Origin of the sequence: Kluyvera sp. NPDC087067 (assembly GCF_044745165.1) — a bacterium.
Lineage (GTDB): Bacteria > Pseudomonadota > Gammaproteobacteria > Enterobacterales > Enterobacteriaceae > Kluyvera.
The window spans coordinates 85,344-111,923 of the sequence record NZ_JBIUZS010000006.1; the positions used below are offsets into that span (position 1 = coordinate 85,344).

General features: G+C 55.8%; 24 protein-coding genes. 6 read left to right on the forward strand and 18 right to left on the reverse strand.

From position 1 onward, the window contains the following. Positions 1 to 12 precede the first annotated feature (12 nt). The 7 genes from ACIPDS_RS15985 to pmbA form a co-directional block, all read right to left on the reverse strand. Positions 13 to 657 carry a DUF4310 family protein gene (locus tag ACIPDS_RS15985; protein WP_035892755.1) on the reverse strand — a complete coding sequence of 215 codons (645 nt, stop codon included), beginning with the start codon at positions 655 to 657 and terminating at the stop codon, positions 13 to 15. 12 nt (positions 658 to 669) lie between these two features. Further along, on the reverse strand, positions 670 to 1,446 hold the full coding sequence (locus tag ACIPDS_RS15990) for a DUF4311 domain-containing protein (protein WP_062777778.1): 777 nt from the start codon (positions 1,444 to 1,446) through the stop codon (positions 670 to 672). 21 nt (positions 1,447 to 1,467) lie between these two features. Further along, complete coding sequence (locus tag ACIPDS_RS15995; RefSeq protein WP_400737794.1) at positions 1,468 to 1,767, reverse strand: DUF4312 family protein; 300 nt, start codon at positions 1,765 to 1,767, stop codon at positions 1,468 to 1,470. Positions 1,768 to 1,769: 2 nt separating this feature from the next. Next, positions 1,770 to 2,132, reverse strand: a complete 363-nt coding sequence (locus ACIPDS_RS16000; RefSeq protein WP_400737797.1) for an SFCGS family glycine-rich protein — start codon at positions 2,130 to 2,132, stop codon at positions 1,770 to 1,772. Between the two features lie 10 nt (positions 2,133 to 2,142). Beyond that, positions 2,143 to 2,481: a glycine dehydrogenase gene (locus ACIPDS_RS16005; RefSeq protein WP_166516648.1), complete on the reverse strand. Its 339-nt coding sequence runs from the start codon at positions 2,479 to 2,481 to the stop codon at positions 2,143 to 2,145. Positions 2,482 to 2,768: 287 nt separating this feature from the next. Next, positions 2,769 to 3,155: a cytochrome b562 gene (gene cybC / locus ACIPDS_RS16010; RefSeq protein ID WP_166516647.1), complete on the reverse strand. Its 387-nt coding sequence runs from the start codon at positions 3,153 to 3,155 to the stop codon at positions 2,769 to 2,771. A gap of 61 nt (positions 3,156 to 3,216) precedes the next feature. Continuing rightward, a complete protein-coding gene (gene pmbA, locus ACIPDS_RS16015) occupies positions 3,217 to 4,569 on the reverse strand; it encodes a metalloprotease PmbA (RefSeq protein WP_400737802.1) in 1,353 nt (450 codons plus the stop codon). Positions 4,570 to 4,663: 94 nt separating this feature from the next. On the opposite strand from pmbA, the gene yjgA reads away from it, so the two are divergent. Next, positions 4,664 to 5,215 (forward strand): ribosome biogenesis factor YjgA, encoded by a 552-nt coding sequence (yjgA, locus tag ACIPDS_RS16020; protein ID WP_400737804.1) that lies wholly within the window; start codon positions 4,664 to 4,666, stop codon positions 5,213 to 5,215. A gap of 100 nt (positions 5,216 to 5,315) precedes the next feature. On the opposite strand, the gene ACIPDS_RS16025 is transcribed toward yjgA, so the two are convergent. After that, complete coding sequence (locus ACIPDS_RS16025) at positions 5,316 to 5,837, reverse strand: GNAT family N-acetyltransferase (RefSeq protein ID WP_400737807.1); 522 nt, start codon at positions 5,835 to 5,837, stop codon at positions 5,316 to 5,318. A gap of 173 nt (positions 5,838 to 6,010) precedes the next feature. After that, positions 6,011 to 7,378, reverse strand: a complete 1,368-nt coding sequence (gene mpl / locus ACIPDS_RS16030) for a UDP-N-acetylmuramate:L-alanyl-gamma-D-glutamyl-meso-diaminopimelate ligase (protein WP_400737810.1) — start codon at positions 7,376 to 7,378, stop codon at positions 6,011 to 6,013. 176 nt (positions 7,379 to 7,554) lie between these two features. Between mpl and fbp the strand changes: the two genes are divergently transcribed. Next, positions 7,555 to 8,553, forward strand: a complete 999-nt coding sequence (gene fbp, locus ACIPDS_RS16035; RefSeq protein ID WP_166516642.1) for a class 1 fructose-bisphosphatase — start codon at positions 7,555 to 7,557, stop codon at positions 8,551 to 8,553. Between the two features lie 184 nt (positions 8,554 to 8,737). On the opposite strand, the gene ACIPDS_RS16040 is transcribed toward fbp, so the two are convergent. The 5 genes from ACIPDS_RS16040 to ytfQ all read right to left on the reverse strand — a co-directional run bounded on the left by ACIPDS_RS16040 (position 8,738) and on the right by ytfQ (position 15,011). Continuing rightward, positions 8,738 to 10,300 carry a methyl-accepting chemotaxis protein gene (locus ACIPDS_RS16040; RefSeq protein ID WP_400738268.1) on the reverse strand — a complete coding sequence of 521 codons (1,563 nt, stop codon included), beginning with the start codon at positions 10,298 to 10,300 and terminating at the stop codon, positions 8,738 to 8,740. 85 nt (positions 10,301 to 10,385) lie between these two features. Next, positions 10,386 to 11,387 carry a galactofuranose ABC transporter, permease protein YjfF gene (gene yjfF, locus ACIPDS_RS16045; RefSeq protein WP_400737814.1) on the reverse strand — a complete coding sequence of 334 codons (1,002 nt, stop codon included), beginning with the start codon at positions 11,385 to 11,387 and terminating at the stop codon, positions 10,386 to 10,388. Beyond that, positions 11,374 to 12,399, reverse strand: coding sequence for a galactofuranose ABC transporter, ATP-binding protein YtfT (gene ytfT, locus ACIPDS_RS16050; RefSeq protein ID WP_400737817.1), 1,026 nt, complete (start codon positions 12,397 to 12,399; stop codon positions 11,374 to 11,376). Before ytfT ends, yjfF begins: the two co-directional genes overlap by 14 nt. Positions 12,400 to 12,409: 10 nt before the next feature. Further along, positions 12,410 to 13,912 carry a galactofuranose ABC transporter, ATP-binding protein YtfR gene (gene ytfR / locus ACIPDS_RS16055; RefSeq protein ID WP_400737821.1) on the reverse strand — a complete coding sequence of 501 codons (1,503 nt, stop codon included), beginning with the start codon at positions 13,910 to 13,912 and terminating at the stop codon, positions 12,410 to 12,412. A 142-nt stretch (positions 13,913 to 14,054) separates the two neighbouring features. Continuing rightward, positions 14,055 to 15,011, reverse strand: a complete 957-nt coding sequence (ytfQ, locus tag ACIPDS_RS16060; RefSeq protein ID WP_166516639.1) for a galactofuranose ABC transporter, galactofuranose-binding protein YtfQ — start codon at positions 15,009 to 15,011, stop codon at positions 14,055 to 14,057. 402 nt (positions 15,012 to 15,413) lie between these two features. Here ytfQ and ppa point away from each other — a divergent pair, with 402 nt between their 5' ends. Next, positions 15,414 to 15,941, forward strand: coding sequence for an inorganic diphosphatase (gene ppa, locus ACIPDS_RS16065; RefSeq protein ID WP_123651119.1), 528 nt, complete (start codon positions 15,414 to 15,416; stop codon positions 15,939 to 15,941). A gap of 273 nt (positions 15,942 to 16,214) precedes the next feature. On the opposite strand, the gene ACIPDS_RS16070 is transcribed toward ppa, so the two are convergent. Genes ACIPDS_RS16070 through tamA form a run of 3 tightly spaced genes read right to left on the reverse strand, consistent with a single transcriptional unit; the run spans position 16,215 to position 22,068 of the window. Beyond that, a complete protein-coding gene (locus ACIPDS_RS16070; protein ID WP_166516638.1) occupies positions 16,215 to 16,559 on the reverse strand; it encodes a gamma-glutamylcyclotransferase in 345 nt (114 codons plus the stop codon). A 2-nt stretch (positions 16,560 to 16,561) separates the two neighbouring features. Next, positions 16,562 to 20,338 (reverse strand): autotransporter assembly complex protein TamB, encoded by a 3,777-nt coding sequence (tamB, locus tag ACIPDS_RS16075; RefSeq protein ID WP_400737826.1) that lies wholly within the window; start codon positions 20,336 to 20,338, stop codon positions 16,562 to 16,564. Beyond that, entirely contained in the window at positions 20,335 to 22,068 is a 1,734-nt protein-coding gene (gene tamA, locus ACIPDS_RS16080) for an autotransporter assembly complex protein TamA (RefSeq protein WP_166516716.1), read from the reverse strand. The genes tamB and tamA overlap by 4 nt, the downstream gene beginning before the upstream one ends. Before the next feature lie 270 nt (positions 22,069 to 22,338). Between tamA and msrA the strand changes: the two genes are divergently transcribed. Continuing rightward, positions 22,339 to 22,983, forward strand: a complete 645-nt coding sequence (gene msrA, locus ACIPDS_RS16085) for a peptide-methionine (S)-S-oxide reductase MsrA (protein WP_400737829.1) — start codon at positions 22,339 to 22,341, stop codon at positions 22,981 to 22,983. Here msrA and ACIPDS_RS16090 read toward each other — a convergent pair. Continuing rightward, complete coding sequence (locus ACIPDS_RS16090; protein ID WP_400738272.1) at positions 22,980 to 24,038, reverse strand: LacI family DNA-binding transcriptional regulator; 1,059 nt, start codon at positions 24,036 to 24,038, stop codon at positions 22,980 to 22,982. The genes msrA and ACIPDS_RS16090 overlap by 4 nt on opposite strands. Positions 24,039 to 24,227: 189 nt before the next feature. Here ACIPDS_RS16090 and ACIPDS_RS16095 point away from each other — a divergent pair, with 189 nt between their 5' ends. Continuing rightward, positions 24,228 to 25,382 (forward strand): Gfo/Idh/MocA family protein, encoded by a 1,155-nt coding sequence (locus ACIPDS_RS16095; RefSeq protein WP_400737832.1) that lies wholly within the window; start codon positions 24,228 to 24,230, stop codon positions 25,380 to 25,382. Positions 25,383 to 25,401: 19 nt separating this feature from the next. Next, positions 25,402 to 26,580 carry a Gfo/Idh/MocA family protein gene (locus tag ACIPDS_RS16100; protein WP_400737834.1) on the forward strand — a complete coding sequence of 393 codons (1,179 nt, stop codon included), beginning with the start codon at positions 25,402 to 25,404 and terminating at the stop codon, positions 26,578 to 26,580.

The following is a 26,580-nucleotide window of genomic DNA, read 5'->3' on the forward strand; positions in this document are numbered from 1 at the left end:
AACGACAACAAATCAGCTAATGGCGACCGGGAAGATGGAACCCAGCAGCATCGCGCCCAGAATGGCACCGCCGGTAATCGGCTTCTGCCAGACGTAGAAGATAAGCGCGCCAATCAGCGAACCCACGCCGATAGGAATCGAGGCGGTCATGGCACTTAGGATAATGAGCGGCCCGAGGAAGCGGCCGGAGGCGTTACCCGCGCCCATCATCACGTCGGCCCCGTAGGTCGAGTCGCTCTGATTGATGGTGAACTTACGCGCCAGAATGATGATGTAGCCAATCGCCAGACCAATCACCAGCCCGGTAATCAGCGAGGCAATAAAGTTGGTCACCGGGAACATAATGCCCGCGCCCAGCAGCAGTGCCGGAACACCCAGGCCCACGCCGGTCTGAATCGCGCCGCCGATGTCCAGAATCCCCACCAGCGATCCTTCGATGATACGAGCAAACAGGAAGCTCGCGCCGAACGCCGCCACCGCGCCGTATGCGCCGGTATCAATCCCGGCTTTCAACATCGCCACAAAGGCCACTTCGTTGAAGGCGCCGATGCCGTAGAGGTAGTACATATGTGTCCCGGCAAAGACGCCGGAAGAGAGCAGGCCCACGAAGATCGGGAACGACCAGTCGGCATACCAAAAACCTTTATTTTGTTCCATGTCAGGCTCCCGTTATTTGCCGCTGATTGAGTTGTGGATGAGATCCAGCCAGTTCGGCACGGTCATGTGGAAGGATTCGATCATTTTCATGTCGAAGCCGCGGAAGAAGGCGCTCAGAACGAACAGCGCAACGATTGCACCCATCATCACTTTAGTGACGCGGTGCCAGCCGCTTTCTTCAACGCCCTTACCAATCAGAATACCCAGCACCAGGCCCGGTACGGCGTTACCCATAATCAACTGCGCCGCGCCGCCGAAGATCGTAGCCCAAAAGCCCGATTTCTTACCGGCATCAATTGCCGCCAGCCAGAAGATCACCGGCATCACGGTGTTGACCAGCAGGTTTGCTGCCGGAACCAGAACCTTAACGGCGGTGACCTGCAACGCCTGAGGGACGGAAGACGCAGTGAGGTTTAAGAAGGCAACCACAATCATGCCGATGATGCCGCAGGCAATGGCCATTTTCTTCGGATCATGCAGCGTCTCACCGACGTTGCGGTTTTTCATCATTAACGCTGCGGCACCCCAGTTCGGGATAATGCGGTGGTCGACGTCCTGGGTGAATGCCCCTGCTGCAACGGAAGAAGCCCAAGCGTTAAAGAAGAAGCCAAGGCCAAAGGAGAAGTGGGAAGCCGGGTCGCCTTCGCAGGAGTTCAGCTCACCCAACGTACGAAATGCGCCCATCCCCTGGGTGGTGGGCGCATGAAACATGCGTGCCGCTCCGGCGCCCACGCCGACGCCAACCAGGCCGCCGATAATGAGCGATTTTATTAAAATTATCAGGAACATAATCTAACCCTTAGGTAAAAATCAGGTTGGCGTGACGAAATCCACTTTATCGATATCAATGGCGGTCACGTTGACGGTGACGTCCAGCTCCACGCTGTACGCTCGTCGTTCACGGCGCAAAAAGAAGAACAGAAAGGCCTCTTTTCGTACCGCTTCACGCGCATGAATCACCGCCACATCCTGTGGCTCAATACGCAATAAGATGTGCGATGATGTTTTCATCACCGCAGCCTGCACATGGTTCAGGGCATCGGCGAATGCGCGCGTTTTGCTTTCGCCTTTACCCGTTACCCTCACCGTGGTGGTGAATTGCTCTTTCATGTTCACGCGCCGTACTTCTTCTTCCAGGCTTCAACCAGGCGCTCGCCCAGCTCTTCTTTATCCATAAAACCGAAGCCCAGCACGTTGTAACCTTCATTGATGGCGGTGACGCCCTCTTCTACAGAACGCATGCCATATTTCGCTTTGTAGCCGTGTTTGTTCTGCGCGGTGATAGCGCCTGCGCCGCCGCTGCCGCAAAATGAAATGCCGAAGGTGGCATTTTCTGCTTTCATCATGTCGCCAAGCTTCATATCCGCAGCCACGCCCGGTACGACGACTGCACGAGCACCGGCTTTCTCCGCGCCAGCGGCAACTTTTTGGCCTTTACCCAGACGGTCGCCAATAACTAAGGTGATCTGTTCCATGTGTTGCTCCTTACAGGTTTTCTTTTGCGACTTCGAAGTGGACGGACAGTAGCCACGCCTCTTCTTTTGGCAGATTGCCGAATTCCGCGACCACGTCGCGAGCCAGATTCATTGAGTCTTCTGAAATCTCTTCAAACAGGCTGGCGTCCACTTCCGGTAGCGGTTCGCCGCTGATTGAGCGATGGGCCATCGCCCGGACGTGGGACGTCAACATTTGTTCCTGCACGTCGTTAGGGGTGATACCGCGACGATGTAACAGAGCGAACACCTGCTTTAGCATCTTGTCTGCCAGCTGTTCGGTCTGCGCCGTCTGCTCCCCTGCGTCGTGTGTTACCGCTGCGTTATTCACTCGTGTTACCCCGCTAATGTCTCTGGGGATAAACCTAACGCCGGGGGATGGGAGTTTGTAGCGAGTTGTTTTCCACTTCGAAGTGGAAAGGGAGACGGGCTGGGTGATCTGATTCACACATTTGTCACGAATATCGCGATATCGATATATTCGCGTGATGAATGTCACGATTGCAGAGGACAGCAATAGGAAAAGCGGATGGCAAAACGAAGGGTAAAAGTGTGATGTTGAGGGAGTTTTGCAAACGAAATGAGGGAAACGTCGGCTGACGCTTCCCGGCAAAAGGCTTAGCGGTACTTCTTGTGATAAGCGTTGCGGGTGGTTTTAAACTCTTCCGCAGCGGCCTGGGCTTCTTTAATTTTGCCTTCATTAGCCAGCTTGATTGCACCATCAATCTGACCAATCAGGGTATCGAAACCGTGGCGGTAATCTTTCATTTCAGCGCTATCGGCGGCCTTGCCTTCAAGCTTAGGCGGGGTCTCTTTTTGCGCATCGCTTGCCGCTACGCGCATTTTACCCAGCGCATCTTTCAGCTCGCCCGCATCAGAGGTTTTCTGCACAATTTGCAGATTTTCCGCCAGTGTATCCATGTCTTCGCCGAGATCGGCGAAAGCCGAAGCAGAGCCGAAGGCAAAAGCGGAGACCGCCAACATCGCTAACAGTTTTTTACGCATTGCTCACTTCCTTTTTTATTATTTAAGCAAACGGGCGCAGCAGGATGCGCCCGATACGTGATTACTGCCCAGCGATTTTCATCTCCGGGAGCAGTACAGAACCACATTGAATATTACTGCGTGTCTCAATATCGTCGGCAATCGTGACCATATTGCGCCACATATCTTTCAGGTTGCCGGCGATGGTGATTTCACTCACCGGATACTGAATTTCACCGTTCTCAACCCAGAAGCCGGATGCACCGCGTGAATAATCGCCGGTGATGCCGCTTACACCCTGCCCCATCAGTTCGGTGACGACAAGACCCGTGCCCATCTCTTTAAGCAACTTTTCAAAACTCAGGCCACGGCCGTTGATGCGCCAGTTATGGATGCCGCCCGCGTGCCCGGTGCTTTTCAGCCCCAGCTTACGCGCAGAGTAGTTGGTCAACAGCCACTGGGTCAGCACGCCATCTTTGATGATGTCGCGACGCTCGGTGCGCACGCCTTCACCATCGAACGGCGTCGATGCCAGCCCTTTGAGCTGGTGCGGATGTTCTTCAATGGTCAGCCATTCCGGCAGGATCTGTTCGCCTAAAGAGTCCAGCAGGAACGTTGATTTGCGGTACACCGAACCACCGGCAATTGCGCCGACCAGATGACCAAACAGCCCGGTAGCCACTTCGTTGGCGAAAATAACCGGGGCTTTCATGGTGGAGAGCTTGCGCGGCTCCAAGCGAGAGAGGGTGCGACGCGCGCACTCTTCACCGACCCACTCCGGCGATTTCAGATCGTCCAGCGCGCGGCCAATGGTGTAGGCGTAGTCGCGTTCCATATCGCCGTTCACTTCGGCAATGACGCAGCTCGACAGTGAATGGCGCGTGGAGCAGTAGCTTTGCAGCATGCCGTGGCTGTTGCCGAAAACTTTGATGCCGTAGTGGCTGTTAAAGCTGCCGCCTTCGGTATTGGTGATGCGCTTATCTGCCTTCAGCGACGCCTGTTCGGCGCGAGCGGCCAGTTCAATGGCCTCATCCGGGGTCACTTCCGCCGGGTGGAACAGGTCAAGATCCGGGGCATCAAAGGCCAGCAGATCTTTATCCGCCACGCCCGCGCAAGGATCCGGCGAGGTATAACGGGCGATATCCAGCGCGGCCTGCACGGTGCGGGCAATGGCATCTGGGCTAAGGTCCGTGGAGGAGGCGCTCCCTTTCTGGTTCTGGTGATAGACGGTGATCCCCAGCGCCCCATCGCTATTAAATTCGACGTTTTCGACTTCACCGTAACGGGTGCTAACGCCAATACCGGTGGTCTTACTCACCGCGACTTCCGCACCATCTGATTTGCTGGCCGCCAGCTCTAGCGCCATCGAGACCGCTTTTTCCAGCGCAATACGCTGTTGTGCAACTTGTGTGATCACTTTCATCGTCAAAGCCATAATCTGAGGTAAAGTTAAATGAAGTCTAACAGAGAACCCTTTCTCAGTATGCGTTCAAGCTGTTAGTATTAGCCTCTTTTTTAAGGAGCCTGAAATGACAAAGCAGCCCGAAGACTGGCTCGACGAAGTCCCCGGTGATGATATCGAGGAAGAAGACGATGAAATTATCTGGGTCAGTAAGAGTGAAATTAAACGTGATGCTGAAGAGCTGAAAAAGCTTGGCGCAGAACTGGTTGCCCTGGGTAAAAATGCCCTGGATAAAATTCCGCTGGATGCCGACCTGCGCGCCGCCATTGAACTGGCGCAGCGTATTAAGATGGAAGGCCGCCGCCGCCAGCTGCAGCTGATCGGTAAAATGCTGCGTCAACGCGACGTAGAACCTTTCCGTCAGGCGCTGGATAAGCTGAAGAACCGTCACAACCAGCAGGTTGTCCTGTTCCATAAGCTGGAAATGCTGCGCGATCGCTTGATTGAAGGTAGCAACGACGCGATTGAAGACGTGATAAACCTGTGGCCTGACGCCGACCGTCAGCAGCTGCGTTCACTGGTTCGCAACGCTAAGAAAGAGAAAGAAGGCAACAAGCCGCCGAAATCCGCCCGTCAGATTTACCAGTATCTGCGTGAGCTGGCTGAAAACCAGGATTAAGTCTCTGTAAAATGCCCTCCGCTGTGAGGGTATTTTTTTATCCTCGTTAACGTGCTCGGGGCTGCCTGATGGCGCTTTGCTTATCAGGCCTCCGCGTCTTTTACACCATGACAATGGTGCATAAATCCTCATTAAACCGCTGGTACTGCGCTTCATCTATCGGCTGCGGGTAGCTCAGGACGATCAATTCATGGTCGGCGATCCCTGCGTGATAGGTCGGGTGCGCGTGCGCCCATGGATTAGCGAAGAAGCCCATCCCTTCATAAAAACGCAGACGTTTGTGCGCAATCTCGGTAGTCAGCGGGTCGATTTCCAGAATGGTTTTTGGCGCACGCGCCAGAATTTTCCCCAGCAGGCGCTTGCCGTAGCCTTGTGAGCGCAGGCCGCTGTCAATCGCAATGTGTTCGATATAGGTATAGCCTTCAAACGCCCACGTGCCGCTCATCCCGATGAACTGTTCACCGTCAAACCATGCTTCCAGCGCGAAGTGCGGGTCGTTTAGCGCGCGCTGTTTGGCGGGAAGTTCGCGTTGTTCATGCCAGGGGAAGGCTTGCGCGTAGAGCGTATCCAGCGGGGGAAACAGAGGTGAGTCGGTGGAGGTGATTTTCCTGGCGGTTAGCATTTGATGAGTACCGGTGTCATTCTGAATTTGAGTGATGGCCCCTCACCCCGGCCCTCTCCCCTGAGGGGCGAGGGAGAAAACCGGATTGGTGCCAAGCGTAAACATCGCACCAAACGGTCCCCTCTCCCCTGTGGGGAGAGGGTTAGGGTGAGGGGGGAAAAAAGCGCAGCGATTTACTGCTGCGCCTTCTTCGCCAACCCATCCAGCAGTTTTTGATGAATACCACCAAACCCGCCGTTGCTCATCACCAGAATATGGTCGCCAGGTTCCGCGTTTTTAATCACCATATCTGCCAGGGTGTCAACGTCCGCGCTCCAGTGGGCTGGCTGCACGCAGGCTTCCGCCACTTCCGCTACCTGCCACGGAATATGCTGCGGTTGCAGCAGGAACACTTCATCAGCCCGGCCTAAAGACGGGGCCAGATCGTCTTTGCAGACGCCCATTTTCATGGTGTTAGAGCGAGGCTCCAGCACGGCGATGATTTTCGCTGTCCCGCCAACTTTACCGCGCAACGCCTGAAGCGTAGCGAGGATTGCCGTTGGGTGATGCGCGAAATCGTCATAGACGCAGACGCCGTTGGCTTCGCCGCGTAGCTCAAGGCGACGACGGGCGTTGATAAAGCCGCCCAGCGCATTGGCTGCATCAGCTGGCAGCACGCCCACGTGACGCGCGGCAGCAATCGCCATCAGGCCGTTGTGCATGTTGTGTTCGCCGACCAGGCCCCACTTCACTTCACCGACTTTTTCGCCATCGAGCAGCACTTCCCACTCGGAGGCGTCGGTGTTGAGTTTCTTCGCCTGCCAGTGGCCCTGTTCGCCCACCAGCTCCTGCTCGCTCCAGCAGCCCATCGCCATCACCTGTTTCAGGTTAGCGTCGTTCTCCGGCAGGATAATGCGGCCTTGCCCCGGCACGATACGCACCAGGTGGTGGAACTGTTTCTGAATGGCTTTCAGATCGTCGAAGATATCCGCATGATCGAACTCAAGATTATTGAGCACCAGCGTGCGCGGGCAGTAATGGACGAATTTGGAGCGCTTATCAAAGAAGGCGCAGTCGTATTCATCGGCTTCAATCACAAAGAATGGGCTGTCGCCCAGACGTGCGGAAACATCAAAGTTACCCGGCAGACCGCCGATAACAAAGCCCGGCTTGTAGCCGCATGCTTCAAGGATCCAGGTCGCCATGCCCGCGGTGGTGGTTTTACCGTGCGTACCGGCAATCGCCACGACCCAGCGGTCGCGCAGCACGAAATCATGCAGCCATTGCGGGCCGGACATGTACGGAATGTTTTTCTCCAGCACCGCTTCAACACACGGATTACCGCGCGTCATAGCGTTACCGATGATCACCAGATCCGGCTGAGGGTCAAGCTGACTTGCGTCATAACCTTGAATTAAATCAATACCTTGCTTTTCAAGCAGCGTGCTCATCGGGGGATACACATTGGCATCCGAACCCGTGACTTCGTGACCCAACGAACGGGCCAGCATTGCCAGGCCGCCCATGAAGGTGCCGCAAATACCCAAAATATGAATGCGCATACGTTACAGTCCTTTTTTAATCTGCCTCGCATTTTACCCATATGTTTACCGCCAGAGAAATGCATTTCAGGATATTCCGTAGTTTGCTGGCGCGATTCACCTGTGCGTATTTTTTTTATTCTTTGTTAAGATTGTTGCAGTCGTTTTACTCAACATCCACTGTCAGGGAAAGTGTTATGAAAACGTTAGGTGAATTTATTGTCGAAAAGCAGCATGAGTTCTCTCATGCGACCGGTGAGCTTACCGCTTTGCTGTCGGCAATAAAGTTAGGTGCCAAGATCATCCACCGCGATATCAATAAGGCCGGTCTGGTCGATATCCTGGGTGCCAGCGGCGCAGAAAACGTACAGGGAGAAGTACAGCAAAAGCTCGATCTCTTCGCGAACGAGAAACTGAAAGCCGCACTGCGCGCTCGTGACATCGTCGCCGGTATCGCTTCTGAAGAAGAGGACGAAATCGTCGTCTTTGACGGCTGCGAACACGCGAAATACGTGGTCTTGATGGATCCGCTGGATGGCTCATCTAATATCGACGTTAACGTTTCAGTCGGCACAATCTTCTCTATCTACCGCCGCGTGACTCCGGTGGGCACGCCGGTGACTGAGGAAGATTTCCTCCAGCCGGGTAACCGTCAGGTTGCCGCCGGTTATGTGGTTTACGGTTCTTCAACCATGCTGGTCTACACCACCGGCTGCGGCGTTCACGCCTTTACCTACGACCCTTCTCTGGGTGTGTTCTGCTTGAGCCAGGAGCGTATGCGCTTCCCGGAACGCGGCAACACGTACTCCATCAACGAAGGTAACTACATCAAATTCCCGAACGGAGTGAAGAAGTACATCAAGTTCTGTCAGGAAGAAGATGCCAATACGCAGCGCCCGTATACTTCGCGCTACATTGGTTCTCTGGTGGCAGATTTCCACCGCAACCTGCTAAAAGGCGGGATCTACCTGTACCCAAGCACGGCAAGCCACCCGGATGGGAAGCTGCGTTTGCTGTATGAGTGCAACCCGATGGCGTTCCTCGCGGAACAGGCTGGCGGTAAGGCCAGCGATGGGAAGGAGCGTATTCTGGATATTCAGCCGGAAACGCTGCACCAGCGTCGTTCGTTCTTCGTCGGCAACAACCATATGGTTGAAGACGTTGAGCGGATGATTCGTGAGTACCCGGACGCGTAATACGTTTAGAGTTGGGTGTATTCCCCCTCACCCTAACCCTCTCCCCATGGGGGAGAGGGGACCGATCGGTGCGGTTTTTACCGTCAGTTGTAGGCCGGATAAGCGAAGCGCCATCCGGCACGATGCGGTGTTATTGCCGGATGGCGGCGTAAACGCCTTATCCGGCCTACAAATCATAACCCGGTTACGATACCTGCAACCGGAACGACGCCATCGCTGATGCCAGCGCCTGCGACTGTTCTTCCAGTGAGCGCGTCGCTGCCGACGACTGCTGTACCAGCGCTGCATTCTGCTGCGCAGTTTCATCCATCTGACTCACCGCAATATTCACCTGCTCAATGCCGCGACTCTGCTCCAGTGACGCGCTGGCTATCTCCCGCATCAATTTGGTCATCCGCATCACTTCACTGGCGATCTCATCCATCGTTTCCCCCGCCTGCTGCGCCAGGTCGCTGCCTTCATTGACGTGCGTTTGCGAAGCGGAAATCAGCTGACGGATCTCTTTTGCGGCATCGGCGCTGCGGCTGGCCAGGTTACGCACCTCGCCTGCCACCACCGCAAAGCCGCGCCCCTGCTCGCCCGCGCGCGCCGCTTCTACCGAGGCGTTCAGCGCCAGAATGTTGGTCTGGAAGGCAATGCCGTCAATCACACCTAGAATATCGGCAATGCGGTTGGCGCTACCGGAAATATCCTGCATTTTTTCAATCACGTAGCAGACCATTTCACTGCCACGGTCGGCGGTGTCGGAGACCTCTTTCGCCAGCTTGTGCGCCTGATCGGCGTTGTCGGCATTCTGCTTCACGGTAGCGGTGAGCTGTTCCATGCTCGCTGCGGTTTGCTCAAGCGAGGTGGCCGTCGACTCGGTACGCTGCGCCAGATGGTTATTGCCCGCCGTCAGCTCACGGCTGCCAACATCAATCTGTGAACTGGCATCGCGCACGCGCATCACCGAGTTCATCATCGACTCACGCATACCCTCAATGGCGATATTCAGACGCTTAATTTCCGCGCTGCCCGCGGCAAGCGGCGTTCGGGTTAAATCACCGGCGGCCACCTGTTCGAGTTGACCGATGGCTGCCGCCAGCGGTTTTAGCAACAAATGCCGCAGTTGAAGCCAGCCCAGAGTGATAGCGCCCAGGGTCAGAGCAATCGCCATAATCATCAGCACAAGCACACGATTTTTGGTGCTGTGTACCGCCGCAATTTCAATCTGACCACGGGACTTGCCCCAGCCCTGGAACGCCTGGATCGCGTTATCAAACTGGCGGGATACGGGGATCATGGTTTTTTCCAGCAGATCGTAATAGCCGTCGACGTTTTGCTGCTCAAGCGACGCCAGCATTGGTTTGATCCCCTGCGCGTTGTAGATCTGGTAGCTTTTCGCCACCTCCGCCATCAGCTTCGCCCCGTCGGCATCGTCTATCGGCGATTGACTGACGGTCGCCATGATCTTTTGTGCCTGCGCCGCTTCACCATTGAGCTGTTTGACCGCTTTTGCCGCATCGTCCAGCATGCCAATTTCCATCAGTCGCACCGCCTGGCTCGCTTCGTTACGGGCTCGCAGCAACAGCGTATAGCCCTCGTTGAGTTGCGCCATCTGGTCACTTTGCAGGTGGTCAATGCGCTGTAATGACGAGGAGCTTTGGGTGAGAGCGTAAATGCCAATGCCGCTGACCAGAATCAGCAACAGGGTCATCACGGCGAGCAGGGAAAGCAGGCCGGTACGGATAGAAAGCGTTTTTAGCATCATAATGTTGTCCGGTAGCAGGGGTACGTTTGGCGTAAAAGAAAAGTATCGGCTGCTACCGGAAAAGCTTTAGCGTTTCAGTATGTTAGTTCTTTGTAACTTCGACGCTAACGCGCGTGACCGCCGCATTCTGCCGGTTCTCCCACAGTACGGTCAGGCCACGCTGGAGGGCGATAAAAATAAACAGCAGAATGCCGATGGCGATTTTCGTCCACCACGAGCTTAACGTACCGTCAAAGTTGATATAGGTCTGAATCAGCCCCTGAATACCCACGCCGAACAGCGTGCCAAGAACCGTTCCTACGCCGCCGCTGAGCAGCGTGCCGCCAATCACCACCGACGCAATCGCATCCAGCTCGACCCCTACCCCTGCCAATGCGTAACCCGCCTGGGTATAAATCGAGAAAACGATCCCCGCAAGCGTCGCCAGCCCGGTCGACAGCATATAAATGCGCACAATGGTGCTGCGGGTCGGAATGCCCATCAGATTCGCCGAGGTGGCGTTGCCGCCGATGGCATAGACCTGGTTGCCAAAGCGCGTGCGGTGAGCGAGGAAAATCCCGAGGATTACCACCAGCAGCATCAGTAGACCCATCGCACTCAGGCGTCCCCCGCCGGGGATCGTCCACGCCAGCCCGGAGAGCGTGTCGTAAACCGGATGATCGATAGGAATCGACTCTTCAGACACCAGATAGCTCACGCCGCGCAGGAAGAACATTCCGGCGAGCGTAATGATAAAGGCGGGGATCTTTAACGCATCAATCAGCCAGCCCATAAAGGCGCCAAAAGCGCAGCCCATCACCAGCACCAGCGGAAAAGCCACCAGCGGCGACAATCCCCAAAAGCCGATCGCCTTGGCGAGGAATACGCCGGTAAACGCGATCACCGAACCGACGGAGAGATCGATACCGCCGGAGAGGATCACAAAGGTCATTCCCACCGCGACGATCCCCAGAAACGCGTTATCGGTCAATATATTGCAGATAACGCGGGTGGAGGCGAAGCCGGGAAACCGGGTCAGGCAGTAGAGATAGCCGAGCACAAACACGCCCAGCGTAATCATCAGCGGTAAATTACGTTTTATCATGGCCCCGTATCCTTTTCAGAATCTCAATAAAGCGCGATGACTGAACGATCAGCACGCACATCACCACCACCGCTTTCACCACCTGGTTAAGTTCCGGCGGGAAGCCGGAGAGTAAAATCCCGGTGTTCATGCCCTGAATAATCAGCGCGCCGACCACCGACAGCAGCAGGTTAAAGCGCCCGCCCATCAGCGAGCCGCCGCCAATCACCACCGCCAGAATGGCGTCCAGCTCCAGCCACAGCCCGGCGTTGTTGGCGTCGGCACCACGGATATCCGCCGCGACGATGATCCCGGCTATCGCCGCGCACACGCCGCTCAGCACGTAGGCCAGCATCACCACGATGCGGGTATTTACCCCGGCATTTTTCGCCGCGCGGATGTTAATCCCCACCGCTTCAATAAACATGCCGAGGGCGGTTTTACGCGCCACCAGCCAGAAGATAACGAGGGTGACCAGCGCAATAATCACCGGCGTCGGAAACAGCAACAATTTGCCGCTGCCAAGCCACGCCAACGACGGCGAATCGAAGGTAACGATTTGCCCGGAGGTAATGAGCTGCGCCACGCCGCGCCCCGCCACCATAAGAATAAGCGTTGCCACGAAGGGCTGGATTTTCAAAATAGCGACGAGGATGCCGTTCCACAGCCCGGCGAGCACGCCGGAAGCCAGCGCCGCCAGCAGGACAATCGGCAGACTATGTCCGGCAACGGTCATTGAGGCCGCGGTGGCACCGGCAATCGCCATCACCGCGCCGACGGACAAATCGATACCGCCGGTGGCAATCACCAGCGTCATGCCAATCGCCAGCAGCGCAACCGGGGCCGCACGGTTAAGGATGTCGATAGGGCTGCCGAACAGACGGCCATCCTGGAGCGTTATCTGGAAGAAGTGCGGCGCTACCAGGCTATCTACCAGCAGCACCAGAATTAAGGCCGCGATTTGCGGCATCCCCGGTGGCCAGCGAAAACGCCGCCCGGATGGCTTGGTTTGGGGAACGGATCGGGGCATCACGGTTAACTCCTTAGGCCGCAATAGCGTTCATAATGGCGGGAACGGAAAGCGCATCCAGCGGGATCTCAGCTATCTGCTGACGGTCACGCAAGATGATCACCCGATCCGCGTAGCCCACCAGCTCTTCGAGTTCCGACGAGATAACCAATAACGCCAGGCCGTCCGCGCATAGGGTTTCGATCAAACGAATGATCTCCGCGTGTGCGCCGACGTCGATCCCGCGCGTCGGTTCATCGAGGATCAGGAACTGCGGACGCGTCAACAGCCAGCGCGAGAGCAGCACCTTCTGCTGATTACCGCCGGAGAGAAACTCCACCGGCTGTTCGGCGCTGGGGGTGCGGATCCCCAACTGGCGGATAAAGCGCTCGGCAATATCGTTCTGTTCTTTACGCGGGATCGGCCGCAGCCAGCCGCGCTGCGCCTGCAAGGCGAGGATGATATTTTCACGGACGGAGGCAGCGGCAATAATGCCGTCGGTTTTGCGATCCTCTGGGCAAAAACCGATCCCCAGACACGAGGCCTGATGCGGCGATCGCAGGGTTTGCGGTTTGCCTTTGATCGTCGCCTGCCCGCTGTCGGCGGGGCGAATGCCGAAGATCACCTCGGCGGTTTCGGTACGCCCGGATCCTAACAGCCCAGCCAGTCCTACGATCTCACCGGGGCGGACGTGGAGATCAAACGGTGCGATGGTGCCTTTTTTGCCGTAGCCTTCAAACGAGGCCACCGGTTTGTCACTCAGCAAGGTTCGTCCGGCGCGCTGGAGCGCCTGATGTTCCAGCTCGCGGCCAAGCATCATTTTCACCAGCTCGATCTGCGGCAGTTCGCGAGTCTCCCGGCAGCCGACAAAGCTGCCGTTGCGCAGGACGGTGATCCTGTCGCTGACGGCGTAGACCTGATCGAGAAAGTGAGTTACGAAGATCAGGCTGACGCCTTGATCGCGCAGTTGCCGCATCAGGGTAAACAGCATTTCCACCTCTTTGGTATCGAGGCTGGCGGTGGGTTCATCAAGGATCAGCACTTTGGCTGAGAGATCGATTGCCCGGCAGATAGCGACGATCTGCTGCATCGCTACCGAAAAACGGTTTAGCGGTTCGCGGACGTCGAGGGAGAAACCGTAGGAGGCCATCAGTGCGGTGGCGCGTTTTTCCATCTCTTTGCGGCGCAGGAAACCAAAGCGTTTGGGCTCGCGACCGATAAACAGGTTATCCGCCACCGACATGTTCGGCAGCAGGTTCACTTCCTGGTACACCGTGCCAATCCCCAATTGCTGGGCATGGGCGGTGTTTTTTGGGTTGATGGGTTGGCCTTCGAGCCAGATAGTGCCGCTGTTGGCGTGGTAGACGCCGGTCAGGGCTTTAATCAGCGTGGATTTCCCGGCACCGTTTTCGCCCAGTAGCGCCATGATTTCGCCGCGTCGCAGGCTGAAATTGACGTTATCCAGCGCTTTGACGCCGGGGAAGTACTGGTAGAGTCCCTCGGTACGGAGGATTTCTGGGTTGGTTTCAGTGGTCATGGTGCTCTCCCCCTCACCCTGTAGGCTGGATAAGGTGCGTCAGCACCGCCATCCGGCTTCGCATTGCCTGATGGCGCTTCGCTTATCAGGCCTACGGTGGGTCAGGTCTGATATGTAAAACACCCTCAGGCGGCGCAATATCTTAGTAACCCATATTTTTCTTCTTCTCTAACTCTTCTTTCGCCGTATCCGGCAGATAGAGCGTCGATTTCGTCAGGGTCACTTTCTCAGGCTCGGTGCCGTCTTTTTTGTATTTCTCCAGCGCATCAAACGCCGGGCCCGCCATGTTTGGCGTCAGTTCAACGCTGGCGTTCGCATCCCCGGCAATCATCGCCTTGTATATGTCTGGCACGCCGTCAATCGAACCGGTCAGGATATCTTTACCCGGCTTCAGACCCGCTTCTTTAATCGCCTGAATCGCGCCGATCGCCATGTCGTCGTTATGTGCGTAAACCATGCAGATGTTCTTGCCGTTGTTCTCGGCTTTGATAAAGCTCTCCATCACCTCTTTGCCTTTACTGCGGGTAAAGTCGCCGGACTGGGAGCGGATGATCTTGATATTGGAAGCTTTAGAGATGGCGTCAGCGAAGCCTTTCTTACGGTCAATCGCCACGCTCGCGCCTACCGTACCTTGCAGTTCAACCACGTTACACGGCTTGCCGTCGGCGGTTTTAATCAGCCATTCGCCGATAAGCTGGCCTTCCAGCACGTTGTTGGCGGTGACGGTAGTCATGTACAGCGACTTGTCTTTCACGTCGATTGAGCGGTCGAGCAGGAATACCGGAATTTTGGCCTCTTTGGCTTCTTTCAGTACCGGCTCCCAACCTGTCGCCACCACCGGCGCAATAAAGATGGCGTCTACGCCCTGCGCGATAAAGGAGCGAACCGCTTTAATCTGGTTTTCCTGTTTTTGCTGGCCATCGGCAATCTTCAGGGTGATGCCGCGTTTTTGGGCTTCCTGCTTAGCGACGTTGGTTTCAGCCGCGCGCCAGCCCGATTCAGAGCCGACCTGCGAAAATCCCACCGTTAATGGAGCAGCCATCACCATAGACGACATGGCTGCGGAAACTGCGGTGACGAGAAGTAAGCGCTTCCACATAGAGGTATCCTCATCGGGTTATCATTGGTTAAATATTCTTCAGCGGAAGAACTATAGACAATGGGTTATGTAACGGAATGAGTTACATCACACTTCAAAAAAGTAAATTTTTTGTTAACCGATGCGTTGCGAATGAGCTCAGCAAGGAGAAGGGGTCGCGCGCCCATTGAGCGCTATCGATTTTGTAGAAAAATGAAACCAGCAGCCGTCATTTTTTACCGTGATGTAAACGGTTTCATGATTTTATTCAGGATGCGGCTAAGTTTATGGATTTTTCTGCCGTAGGATGTGGCTGAAAAAGACGAGGGCGAAGGTGTGTGAGGTAAAACAGGCCAAGACTTTCGCGGCGAGTTGGCTATAATACCGGGCACTAGTTTGCCATACATTCTAAAGGAAACAGACATGAGCTTACTCAACGTCCCTGCGGGTAAAGATCTGCCGGAAGATATCTACGTTGTTATTGAAATCCCAGCAAACGCCGATCCTATCAAATACGAAGTCGACAAAGAGAGCGGCGCGCTGTTCGTTGACCGTTTCATGTCCACTGCGATGTTCTACCCATGCAACTACGGTTACATCAACCACACCCTGTCTCTGGACGGCGACCCGGTTGACGTTCTGGTCCCAACGCCATACCCGCTGGAGCCAGGTTCAGTGATTCGCTGCCGTCCAGTTGGCGTGCTGAAAATGACCGACGAATCTGGTGAAGATGCGAAGCTGGTTGCGGTTCCGCACACCAAGCTGAGCAAAGAATACGATCACATCAAAGATGTGAACGACCTGCCAGACCTGCTGAAAGCGCAGATCACCCACTTCTTCGAGCACTACAAAGACCTCGAAGCGGGTAAATGGGTTAAAGTTGACGGTTGGGACAACGCTGAAGCAGCGAAAGCTGAAATCATCGCTTCCTTCGAGCGCGCGAAGAAATAAGATTTCTTTTCGAGCTTTGCAAGACACCGCCTTCGGGCGGTGTTTTTGTTTGTGCGGTTCCCGGCGGCGCTGCGCTTGGCCGGGCTACAGGGGCTGTGGATTGACATCATGTAGGCCTGATAAGGCGTAGCCGCCATCAGGCATAACCGAGCACATTGCCGGATGGCGGCTGCGCCTTATCCGGCCTACCGAGGCGGTCACGCCGACCCCGGGGTGCTTCCCGGTATCCACAATACAAAAAAACAACGCCACCCGAAGGTGGCGTTGCCGTATTCAATACTGGTCTTTGTCCAACCAGTTGCCGCTTTCTATCAACTTCATCCCGTCAATTGGGCGCTGATAGACGTACATCCAGGCGCTACCATACGGCGTCTGGATGAGATGGCGAGCGTATTCCCCCGCCTTGGTGCGAAGCGCATCCAGCTCGGCAAGCGTCGAGGCGTCTATCCGATAAACCTCACCGTGTACTGTGCCATCTCCTGGCACGGCGCCTGGATAGTGGCCCAGGCTGTACAGCTGATAATCGGAAACGCTATGATCGCCCAGCCACTGAGCGTTGGTCATCCAGTGGCTGTTGCCTTGTTTGCGCCGTAAACTGCCGTACACAAATATTCGCATTGCTAAAACTCAAACTGATAGAGCAAATCGAGCGCCTGGTCTACGCCAGACACCGCTTCCAGATACAGCTTAGGCATCAGACGATAGCGTAACGTGAGCGTGGCTAAAGAGTCAAAGATCCCGACACCATATTTCACCTGTAGACCTGGCAATACGTAACCGCTGACCACCACCTGAGAGGAATCACCCACCCCTTGCGTATCTAAAGCCAGGTTACTTACGCCAAATGTCTCGCCGATTTTACCCACAACTTGACCACTTTGTGCAACCCCCATCCCAATAAGCATGGAAGTCATCGCCGCGCTGTCGCTCTGGCCGCTGTCCAGCCCCTGTCCACGGACAAGATAGGAAAGCGCTTCTTGCTGCGACATAGCAGGATCAGAGAAGACTTCAGCCTTAGGCTGATCGGCAGACCCCGTGACGCGAACACCGGCAATCACGTCGTTTTCGGTCGACTCTGGGTTACGAATAGCTTCGATGTTGAGCAGCGGCTGATCCGGCGGGCCGGAGAACAGCAGTTCGCCTTTACGCACAATCAAATCCTGGCCGTAGGCGTGGAAGCGCCCTTCAGGAATATTGATCTGCCCGTTCAGGCCCAGCCCCTGTTTATCCTGCGCCACTTTCAGGTCGCCGGTCAGGCGAGCCTTCAGGCCAAAGGCATCGATACGTACGTTGTTGCCGACGTGGATCATCAGGTTGCTGTTAATGGGAATCGCCGCCGATTTCGCTTCTTTCGGCTGGAGGTTCTCGTTTAGCATCACTTCATCGCTGGAAACGCCTACCGCGCTCTCAGGCACCTCTTTCACCACAATGCGCGCCCACGGCACATCTACGCTGCCATCGAGCGTGAACAGGCTTGGCGTGGCGTTAAATTCCACATCCGGTGAAACATCAAGACGCACCATCGGCGGCACGGTGATCCGTACCCGGCTGCCTTTCGCCGCAATACGCGCACGCCAGTTCTCAATTTGTCGCCAGTCCGCGTCACCGTTAAGGCTTATCTGCCCTTGTTGAGTGCGGATCTCCCCTTGCAGCGTGGAGCTGGCGCCGTTGAAGTTCATGGTTATCTGGCTTGGCTGCATGTCGAACGGCATAAAGTTACCGTCAACGTCGATACCGTTAAGCTGCAGCTGACCAAACATCAGCGGGCTTTGGACATCCCCGCCCAGTCGCAGATTCGCGTTGACCCTTCCCTCGGCCTTTTCACCGCGGGAGAAGATAGGGTTAATCATCGCCAGCGAGAAGTTGCGGATATTGACGTTACCGCCAAGATTACGCCGTCCCTGCGGGTCGGTGACCTGCACCTGTCCGTCCAGCTGGCCGTTATTGGTCAGACGGATAAGCCAGCCCAGCTCGGCGCGATTATTGTGCAGATCCGCATTGAGATTCAACGTGTCAAAAGCGACCGGCAGCGGTGCGTTGTTAACGATCTGCGTCACCTTCACATTGCGCCCGGAAAGGGAGACTTTACCTTGCGGCAGCCCCTCTTTGGTGGTGTCCCAGGTGACATCTGCATTTCCGCTAAACACGCCGCTGGCCTGAGTCTCTTCTGGCATAAACGGTTTTAGCATCGCCAGGTCGAAACGGTTGAGGTTAACCAACGCATGCCCCGCCGCACCCGCATCAATCGTCTGCGGGACGCACAGTTCAGCGTTCGGGTTCACCCAGCAGTGCGGTCCGATACTGATTTTCTGCTCGAGGTTGCGGTAGTCCAGCGCAACATCGCGGTTAACCGACCACGGCCCTACCGGCGTCTGGAAACGGGTATTGCTGAGCGCGCCTTTCCAGCGTTCTTCTTTACGATCAAAACTGCCCGACAGCGCCAGCTGCCCGGAAACCGGCTCGCCCTGCACCTGCAATTGCAGCGAGTGCTGTTTTTCGCTGCCTTTTGCCGACAGATGCACCAGGCCGATATTGACGCTCGGCTGCACAATGCGCTCCACGCGCACATCAAGATTCCCGGCAATCTGGTCGGTGGATTTCACATCGCCATCAACGCGTACCTGGCCTACCGACAGCTCCTGCCAGCGCAGGCCACGAGCGGTAATGTCTGCCAGCAGCTGCGGGGCATCCACGGTGCCGCGAATATGCACCAGCCCTTTAGCCGTACCGCCAAGACCCGGCAGCATATTGTCGAGTTTTGGGGCATCGATATTTGCGTCGAGATTGAGGTCTTTCACCCCCAGCTCGCCCTTAATATCGGCGGTGTTGTTGCCCAGCGCCACGTGCAGCCCCGGAATGGTCCACTGCAAGTAGCTATTACCGCGCAGCGAGCCGTCGACGTTTACCTTGTTCTGTTTCACGTTGCCGGTGATTTTCATCTCCGGCACGTTCATCTGCCAGCTGCCGCCGTACAGGCTGCCGTTGGTTTTAATCAACCCATCGATTTTTGAAGGCCAATCTGGCGCAACTTTCGCGGTATTAATGCCGCGCAACGCCAGCTCACCGCGCCAGCTTATCGCCTGCTGCCAGTCAAGCAGCGCGGTCAGCTCGGTTTTACCTTCCAGCGCCGCGACAGTGAGTTTATCCAGGTTCACCTGGCGCTCGTTGCCTTTGGCATCAATGGTAATATCCGCCGGCGGTACGCCCTCGCCCTTCACGCTAGTGCTAAACGAGAGGGTGTAGTCGGTCATCTTGCCGCCGAGTTTCAGCTTGAGATTATCGGCCTGGAACTGTTTTTCGCCGGTAAACGGCCAGTACAACTGCTTGCTGTCAATCGCGACATTAAACGGCAAACCGGCTTCGGCCAGCTGCGCCTGCGCCCGCAGGTTCATATCCACCTGGCCTGAGAGGTTCACGCCAACTTCAAGCTGCTTGCGCACGTCGCCGGTAATTTTCAGCTTCACCTTCTCGCCTTTCAGCGGGTCGATATTCAGGGTGCTGTTAAGCGTCATGTCGACCGGCCAGTCGTTGATGAGCTGCGCCGTTCCGCTGGCGTTAACCGTTCCCTGGCTGGAATCAATATCCAGCGTGTCGAGCTTCATGTTGCCGTCAATACTGCTGACCTTGAGCAGCATTTTATAGACCGTCAGATCGGTATCGCCGGTGATGCGCAGCTGTTCGCCGCTAAAGGATTGGATATTGAGATTCAGCGGCAGATGGACATCGGTCATCTCCGGCAACACCGGTTTAGAGAACAGCTCGGTCAGCGTCTCGCCCAGCGGCTTTTCCTGTGGCTGCGGGTTATTGATCTTCGGCTCAACCACCTCTTTTTGCGCCACCTCGGCAACCTTCGGCAGCGCTATCAGCAGCCCCTGCAATGAGGTTGGCGTCAGCGTCAGGTTTTTCTCCTGCCATTTAAGGCCGCTTGAGAAGTCCATTACCGACACCGTGGTGTCATCAATCTTGATATTGACGTTATTTAGCGCGACCCGGTTTAAGCTGATGGGATACGGCGTGGAAAGATTCAGCGGGCCGCTGTCCTCTTCTTCAACCTTCGCGGCAGGCGGCATTTTGCTGCTGTCGATAGCTACGTTAATATCACGCAGGGCTATGTCGTTGACGCACAAATTACTGTGCCACAGGCAGCTTAGGTTAACCGCCAGGTGAAATTCCCCGGCATCCACCGCCACGCCCGGCTGGGTGTAACGCACTTTTTTCAGCGTCAGATCGCGCCAACCGCCGGTCACCTGACCGATTTCCAGCCCCGGCACCCAGCGGTTCGCCGCATTAAACAACAGGTGTAATCCCGTGGTGGTGCCTATCAGGAAGCCAACGGCCCCCACCAGCACCACGAGGAAAAGTAAAACACCGAGGCTTATTTTCTTCCATAACGTCATAGTTCAGGCCCCAGACCGATATAAAACTGCAATCCATGTTCATCTTTGTCGCCGACAGGAACGGCGAAATCGAGCTTGATTGGCCCAACGGGAGACTGCCAGCGAACGCCCACGCCTGCGCCGGTTTTCCAGTCGCTTTGGCGGATATCGCTGACCGCTTCACCCCCATCAACAAACATCGCGCCCCACCACTTTCCGCTTACGTTGTACTGATATTCCAGCGAGCCGGTCGCCAGCTTCGACGCACCAATCAGCTTGCCTTTGGAATCTTCCGGGGCAATCGATTTGTATTTATAGCCGCGAATACTGCGGTCGCCACCGGCGAAGAAACGCAGGTCTGGCGGCACGCGGTCGAAGTCGCCGGTTTCAATCCAGCCAAGATTGCCGCGCATCACGAAACGATGGCGGTCATACAGAGTACGGATCCAGACGTTCTGAGCCTGGAAGACCGAGAAGTCGACATCCGAGCCCCAGGCGGTATTGGAGTAATCAATCGAGTAGCGCTGTGAATCGCCCCAGGTTGGCATCAGGCCGCCGCGCGAGCGGGTACGGCTGATGGAGACGCCAGGATAGAACAGCATGGTGGTATTGGTGACGTCAGCCTGCGTAAAGTGATCGAGACTCCAGCGCAGGTTAATCGCGCGCTGCCAGCCGCTGGAGAGGTCCCAGAAGCGTGATACGGCAAGCGTCGTGGAATCGGCCTTGGTATCGTTTAAATCGGTGCTTTTAAAGCCCCCCTGCACCAGATAATACTGCTCCAGCGGATTTTTCAGCAGCGGCATCTTATAGCTGAAATCAAGCTGCTGTTCGGGGGCTGAGACGCTGAGGCTCGTGGTCAGGCTGTGACCGTATGAGTTCACCCACGGTTTCTTCCATGAGCCTTTGACGCGAGGGCCGACATCGGTCGAGTAACCGCCCCCCAGCTCGACGGTGTTTTCGCTACGCGGCGACACCACGCCATGCAGCGGCAATACTTTGGTTTTGCGGGATTTATCAAACTCCGGCGCCACCACCACCGAATTAAACCAACCGGTAGCAGATAGCCGCCGGTTCAGTTCAGCCAGATCGCTCGACTGGTAATAGTCGCCTTTATGGAACGGCACCAGATGCTGTAAATACTCTTCGCGGATCTGTGAGCCTTCAAACGTGACGTCGCCAAACCGGTAGCGCTGGCCGCTGTCGTAGTCGATATCCCAGAAGGCCTGATGGCGGTCAAGCGAGATGCCAAGCTGGCTCTTTTTAAATTCGCTATCAAAATAACCTTTACGCAGCGCCACGCTGGTCAGGGAGCTTTTGAAATGGTCGTAATCGCCGTGATTGAGCACCGTTCCTATCTCTGGCCGGGTTTTCAGCAGCTTAAGATAATCACTGTCGTCACGGGCTCCGCCGCGCAGGATGACGTCGGTGCCGCCAATGCGCACCGGTTCACCCGGCGTCACTTTTGCCAACAGCACCTGGCGGCCTTTGGCTGGCGGTGGCTTGAGTTCGAAATCAATCGTCGGTTCGTAATAGCCCAGGGCTTTAAGTCCCTCGCGGATCGCATCGTCCACGCGCGCGCGAAAACGACGATCTGGCGTCACTTCGTCACCATCAATCGTCGAAAGCTGTGCCCTGACGTTCTTTTGTAGTTCGCCTGAGAGGCCTTCTACCTGTAGACGGATGTTTGCTGCACTGGCAACACCGCTGGTCAGCAGTAAGCTCACCAAACATAACTGGCGGATTTGTCGCAACATTTTCTCCTGAATATCCTTGTTTCCACCCCAAAATAGGAAACGAAAGTCCGCTCCGCGGTTGTGGCTGATTTTTGCCATTTTGCGCACTTACGGCGCACGGCTTATAACGCCCATTGAAAAAACCCACTCTTTGTCGGGTTGAAATAAAGACAGAGCCCCAAATTATTCTTATGTTTAAATCTAGACCTATTCGGCGTGGTTATTGTGTTAAAAGACACGCCAGGTTACAACCTTAACGAAAATTACTGTTTCCCGGAGATCAATCCTATGAGTCCAGTTGATAAAAAACACCTTGTATCTCAATCGGATGCATTGCCCGGAAGAAATACACCGATGCCAGTCGCCACGCTCAATGTTGTAACCGAACACTCAATGACGCACGTTCCTGAAGGAATGGAGGTCGCGATTTTCGCGATGGGTTGCTTCTGGGGGGTTGAACGCCTCTACTGGCAATTGCCCGGCGTTTACAGTACCGCGGCAGGCTATACCGGCGGCTTTACGCCGAATCCAACCTATCGGGAAGTGTGTTCCGGGGAGACCGGACACGCGGAAGCGGTGCGCGTGGTTTACGATCCCGCAGTAATAAGCTACGGCGACTTACTGAAAATTTTCTGGGAAAACCACGACCCGGCGCAGGGGATGCGTCAGGGCAACGATCATGGCACTCAGTACCGCTCCGCCCTCTATCCCACCACACCGGAGCAAGAGCAAGCGGCGCATGCCAGCCTGCAACAATTCCAGGAAGCGATGCGCGCGGCGGGTGACGTTCGCACGGTGACGACTGAAATCGAAGCCGCAAAACCGTTCTATTATGCAGAAGATGAGCACCAGCAGTATCTGCACAAAAATCCGTACGGCTACTGCGGTATCGGCGGAATTGGCGTTTGTCTGCCGCCACAGTTGCAGAATTAAACGTCGAGCGCCACGCGCGCCGCATGCCGCGTGGCGTTAGCGACCGACCCAAAGTCCATGACGTTCCCCTGCAATAAGAGATTGTAAACCGGCGATTGTGGCCGGTTTAGTCGCGTTTGCAGCAGATGCACCGCTTCAATCCCCAAATCGCGACACGGCACGCGAATGCCGGTAACCGGCATCGCCAGGCTGTGCTGCAGATTCCACGTAAAATCGGTGGTGATAAGGGAGATATCTTCCGGCACGCGTAGCCCATAGCGATGCAACACCCTCATCACCCCTTCCGTCATATTCGTGCTGTTAGGGAAGATAACATCCGGCCACTGCGCACGATCGTGCTCTTTGAGCCACTTATCCAGCGCCCGCTCCGCCTCCTGCGCCGTAAACCATTCAGTAACCAGTAAATCATGCTGAGGATTGAAGGGAACGTGGTAATAGCGATACGCCTCTTTAATGCCGTCCAGCCGGGCATACAGCGTTTCCCGACGCAGACAGGTCATCGTCAGCACGCGCCGATGACCTTGCTCAAAGAGATAGCGCATGGCGGTAAACCCAATCGCCCGGTGGTCGGGTGAAACGCAGTCCAGCGCCATATCCCTGTCGATAGAATTAATCAGCACACAGGGTTTATTCAGGGTGCTGGCAAGCTTGAGGATCGTCGGGTCGTCCGTGCCGATGATCACCACCGCATTGATGTTCTTCTGGTTGGCTTTTTCGAGGAATAATTTGACGTCGGCGCGCTGCTCTTCCAGCGCGCAGTGGCTAATCCAGACGTCATGCGGCGCGCTGGCTTCAGCGATGCCTTTCGTCACCTCCAGATAAAACGTATCGCCCCGCCCCTGGAATGTCCGCTCCGGGGCAAATACCGCGATACCGTTAATCAGCAGCCGTCCGTTTGCCAACGAGTCGAGCACGCCGAGCTGGCGAGCACATTTGACGATCGCTTCTCGCGCCTTGTCGCTGGTGTACGATTTGCCGCTCAGTACCCGGGAAACGGTGCTGATGGAGTAGCCAGTCCGGGCGGCTATTTCATCCATTTTTAGCTTACCTGGCATTGTGTGACCTCGCTCGCAATCATGTTTTGCAAATTTTTGCAGATGCAGTTGGCTGATTTTAAAACGCATTTTCATTTCCTTGCCCAGATTCCTTTCCCAGCTGCGAGCATTCTCACAAATTCCGTTTGTTCGTCATTCGCACCTTGCCTATTTTCAGACATCAGTCATTCCTATCACGTAAGGTGCAACATGGAAAAGGTGCGTTTTGGCATTATCGGCGTAGGTAATATCGGGACCGTTCACGCCCGTTACCTACTGGCGGGAACGGTGAAAGAAGCCTGCCTGACGGCAGTGTGCGACAACAATCTCGATAAGCATCCGGCCATTCGTCAGCTTGTTGGTGAAGAGGTCGAAATATTCAGCGACGCCGAAGCCATGCTTAAAAGTGGGCTGATTGATGCGGTGATCGTCTCCACGCCGCACTATGACCACCCGGGCCTGTCAATGCTGGCCATGCGCCACGGCATCCATACGCTATGCGAGAAACCGGCGGGCGTTTACACCGCGCAGGTGCGCGAGATGAACGAATTCGCCCGTGGCTGCAACGTGGTGTTTGGCATGATGTTTAACCAGCGCCCAAACCCGCTGTATCAGAAAGTGAAAGATCTGATCGACAGCGGCGAACTGGGCGAGCTGCGCCGTTCTAACTGGATTATCACCAACTGGTATCGCTCACAAAGCTATTACAACTCCGGCGGCTGGCGCGCGACCTGGAAAGGCGAAGGCGGCGGCGTGCTGTTAAACCAGGATCCGCACCAGCTTGACCTGTGGCAGTGGCTGGTTGGGATGCCGGTACGCATCCGCGCCTTCTGCCAGGAAGGGAAGCATCGCCAGATTGAAGTGGAAAACGAAGTCACCGCATACGCTGAATACGCCAATGGCGCGACCGGCGTGTTTATCACCACCACCGCCGAAGCACCGGGCACCAATCGTCTGGAGATCGCAGGCGATCGCGGCAAAGTCGTGGTCGAAGACGGCAAGTTACGCTTCTGGCGACTGCGCGAATCCGAAACCGAGTTTAACGCCCGCTGGCAAAACGGTTTTGGCGAGCCTGAGTGCTGGGAGGTGACCATTCCGGTTGCGCCTGAATCCAGCGAACATCACGTGGTCACCGCCAATTTTGCCGCCGCCGTACTCCACGGCACACCGCTTATCGCCCCCGGTACCGATGGCATTCATGGCCTGACGCTCTCCAACGCTATGCACCTCTCTACCTGGACCGACGACTGGGTCGACCTGCCGTTTGACGAAGCGTTGTTTAAAAAATTACTCGACGAGCGCATCGCGCACTCGGTGGAAAAACAGGTTGAAAGCAAAACGCTGGATGCTTCCGGCACCTGGTAAACCGCAGCAGGAGAAACACATGTTACGCATTGCCATTGTGGGTACGGGGAATATCTCCCATAACCATATTCAGGGATATCAAGAATTTGCCGAACGCTGCCAGATTGTCGCGTTGGTCGATATCTATCCCGAAAAAGCACAAGAGAAAAAAGAGCGTTACGGGCTGACGGAAGCAACCGTATTTAGCAGCCATCAGGCGATGCTGGAGTCCGGTCTCGAGGTCGATATCGTTGATGTCTGCACCCCGCCGTATGTTCATGCTGAAATCAGTATCGATGCCCTTAACGCCGGGAAGCATGTGCTGTGCGAAAAACCGATGGCGGCGTCGCTTGAAGAGTGCGATGCGATGATCGCCGCCCAGCGCGCCAGCGGCAAAATCCTCTCAATTATCGCCCAGAACCGCTTTACCGATGCTTTCTGGCGCTTAAAGCAGGTGGTCGATTCCGGTGAGCTGGGCAAAATCTGCCACGCCCAGGTGGATTCATTCTGGTGGCGCGGTCACTGCTATTACGATTTGTGGTGGCGCGGAACCTGGGAGAAAGAGGGCGGCGGCTGCACCCTCAATCATGCGGTTCACCATATCGACGCCATTCAATGGATGCTCGGCTTCCCGACGGAAGTGGTGGCAATGATGACCAACGTCGCCCACGACAATGCCGAAGTGGAAGACCTCTCCGCCGCTATTTTCCGCTACAGCAGCGGCGCGCTAACGCAATTAACCGCCTCGGTGGTGCATCACGGTGAAGATCAGAAGATCGTTATTCAGGGTGAAAAGGCCCGAATTTCCGCGCCGTGGGACATGTGGGCCAGCGTTTCTGCCGACAACGGCTTCCCGCAAGAACAGCATGATGATGAGCGCGAGGCGCGCCTCGATGCCTTGTTCCGTAATACGCCAAAGCTGAAATATACCCTGCATACCGGACAGATCAACGATCTGCTCAACGCGGTTGAACAGCAAGGCGCACCGTTGATTGACGGCGTGCAGGGTAAGCGCTCACTAGAGCTGATTACCGCGATTTATCAATCCTCGATAACCGGACGGGTGGTCACCCTTCCCGTCAACCCGGATGAGCCCTGGTATAAAACCGGTGGCCTGGTTTCCCTCGCCCCACACTTTTATGAGAAAGCCGCGTCGGTAGAAAACTTCAATGAAGTGGGCGCAATTCCGTTGGGTAAAGATTTGGACAAAGGAGCATAA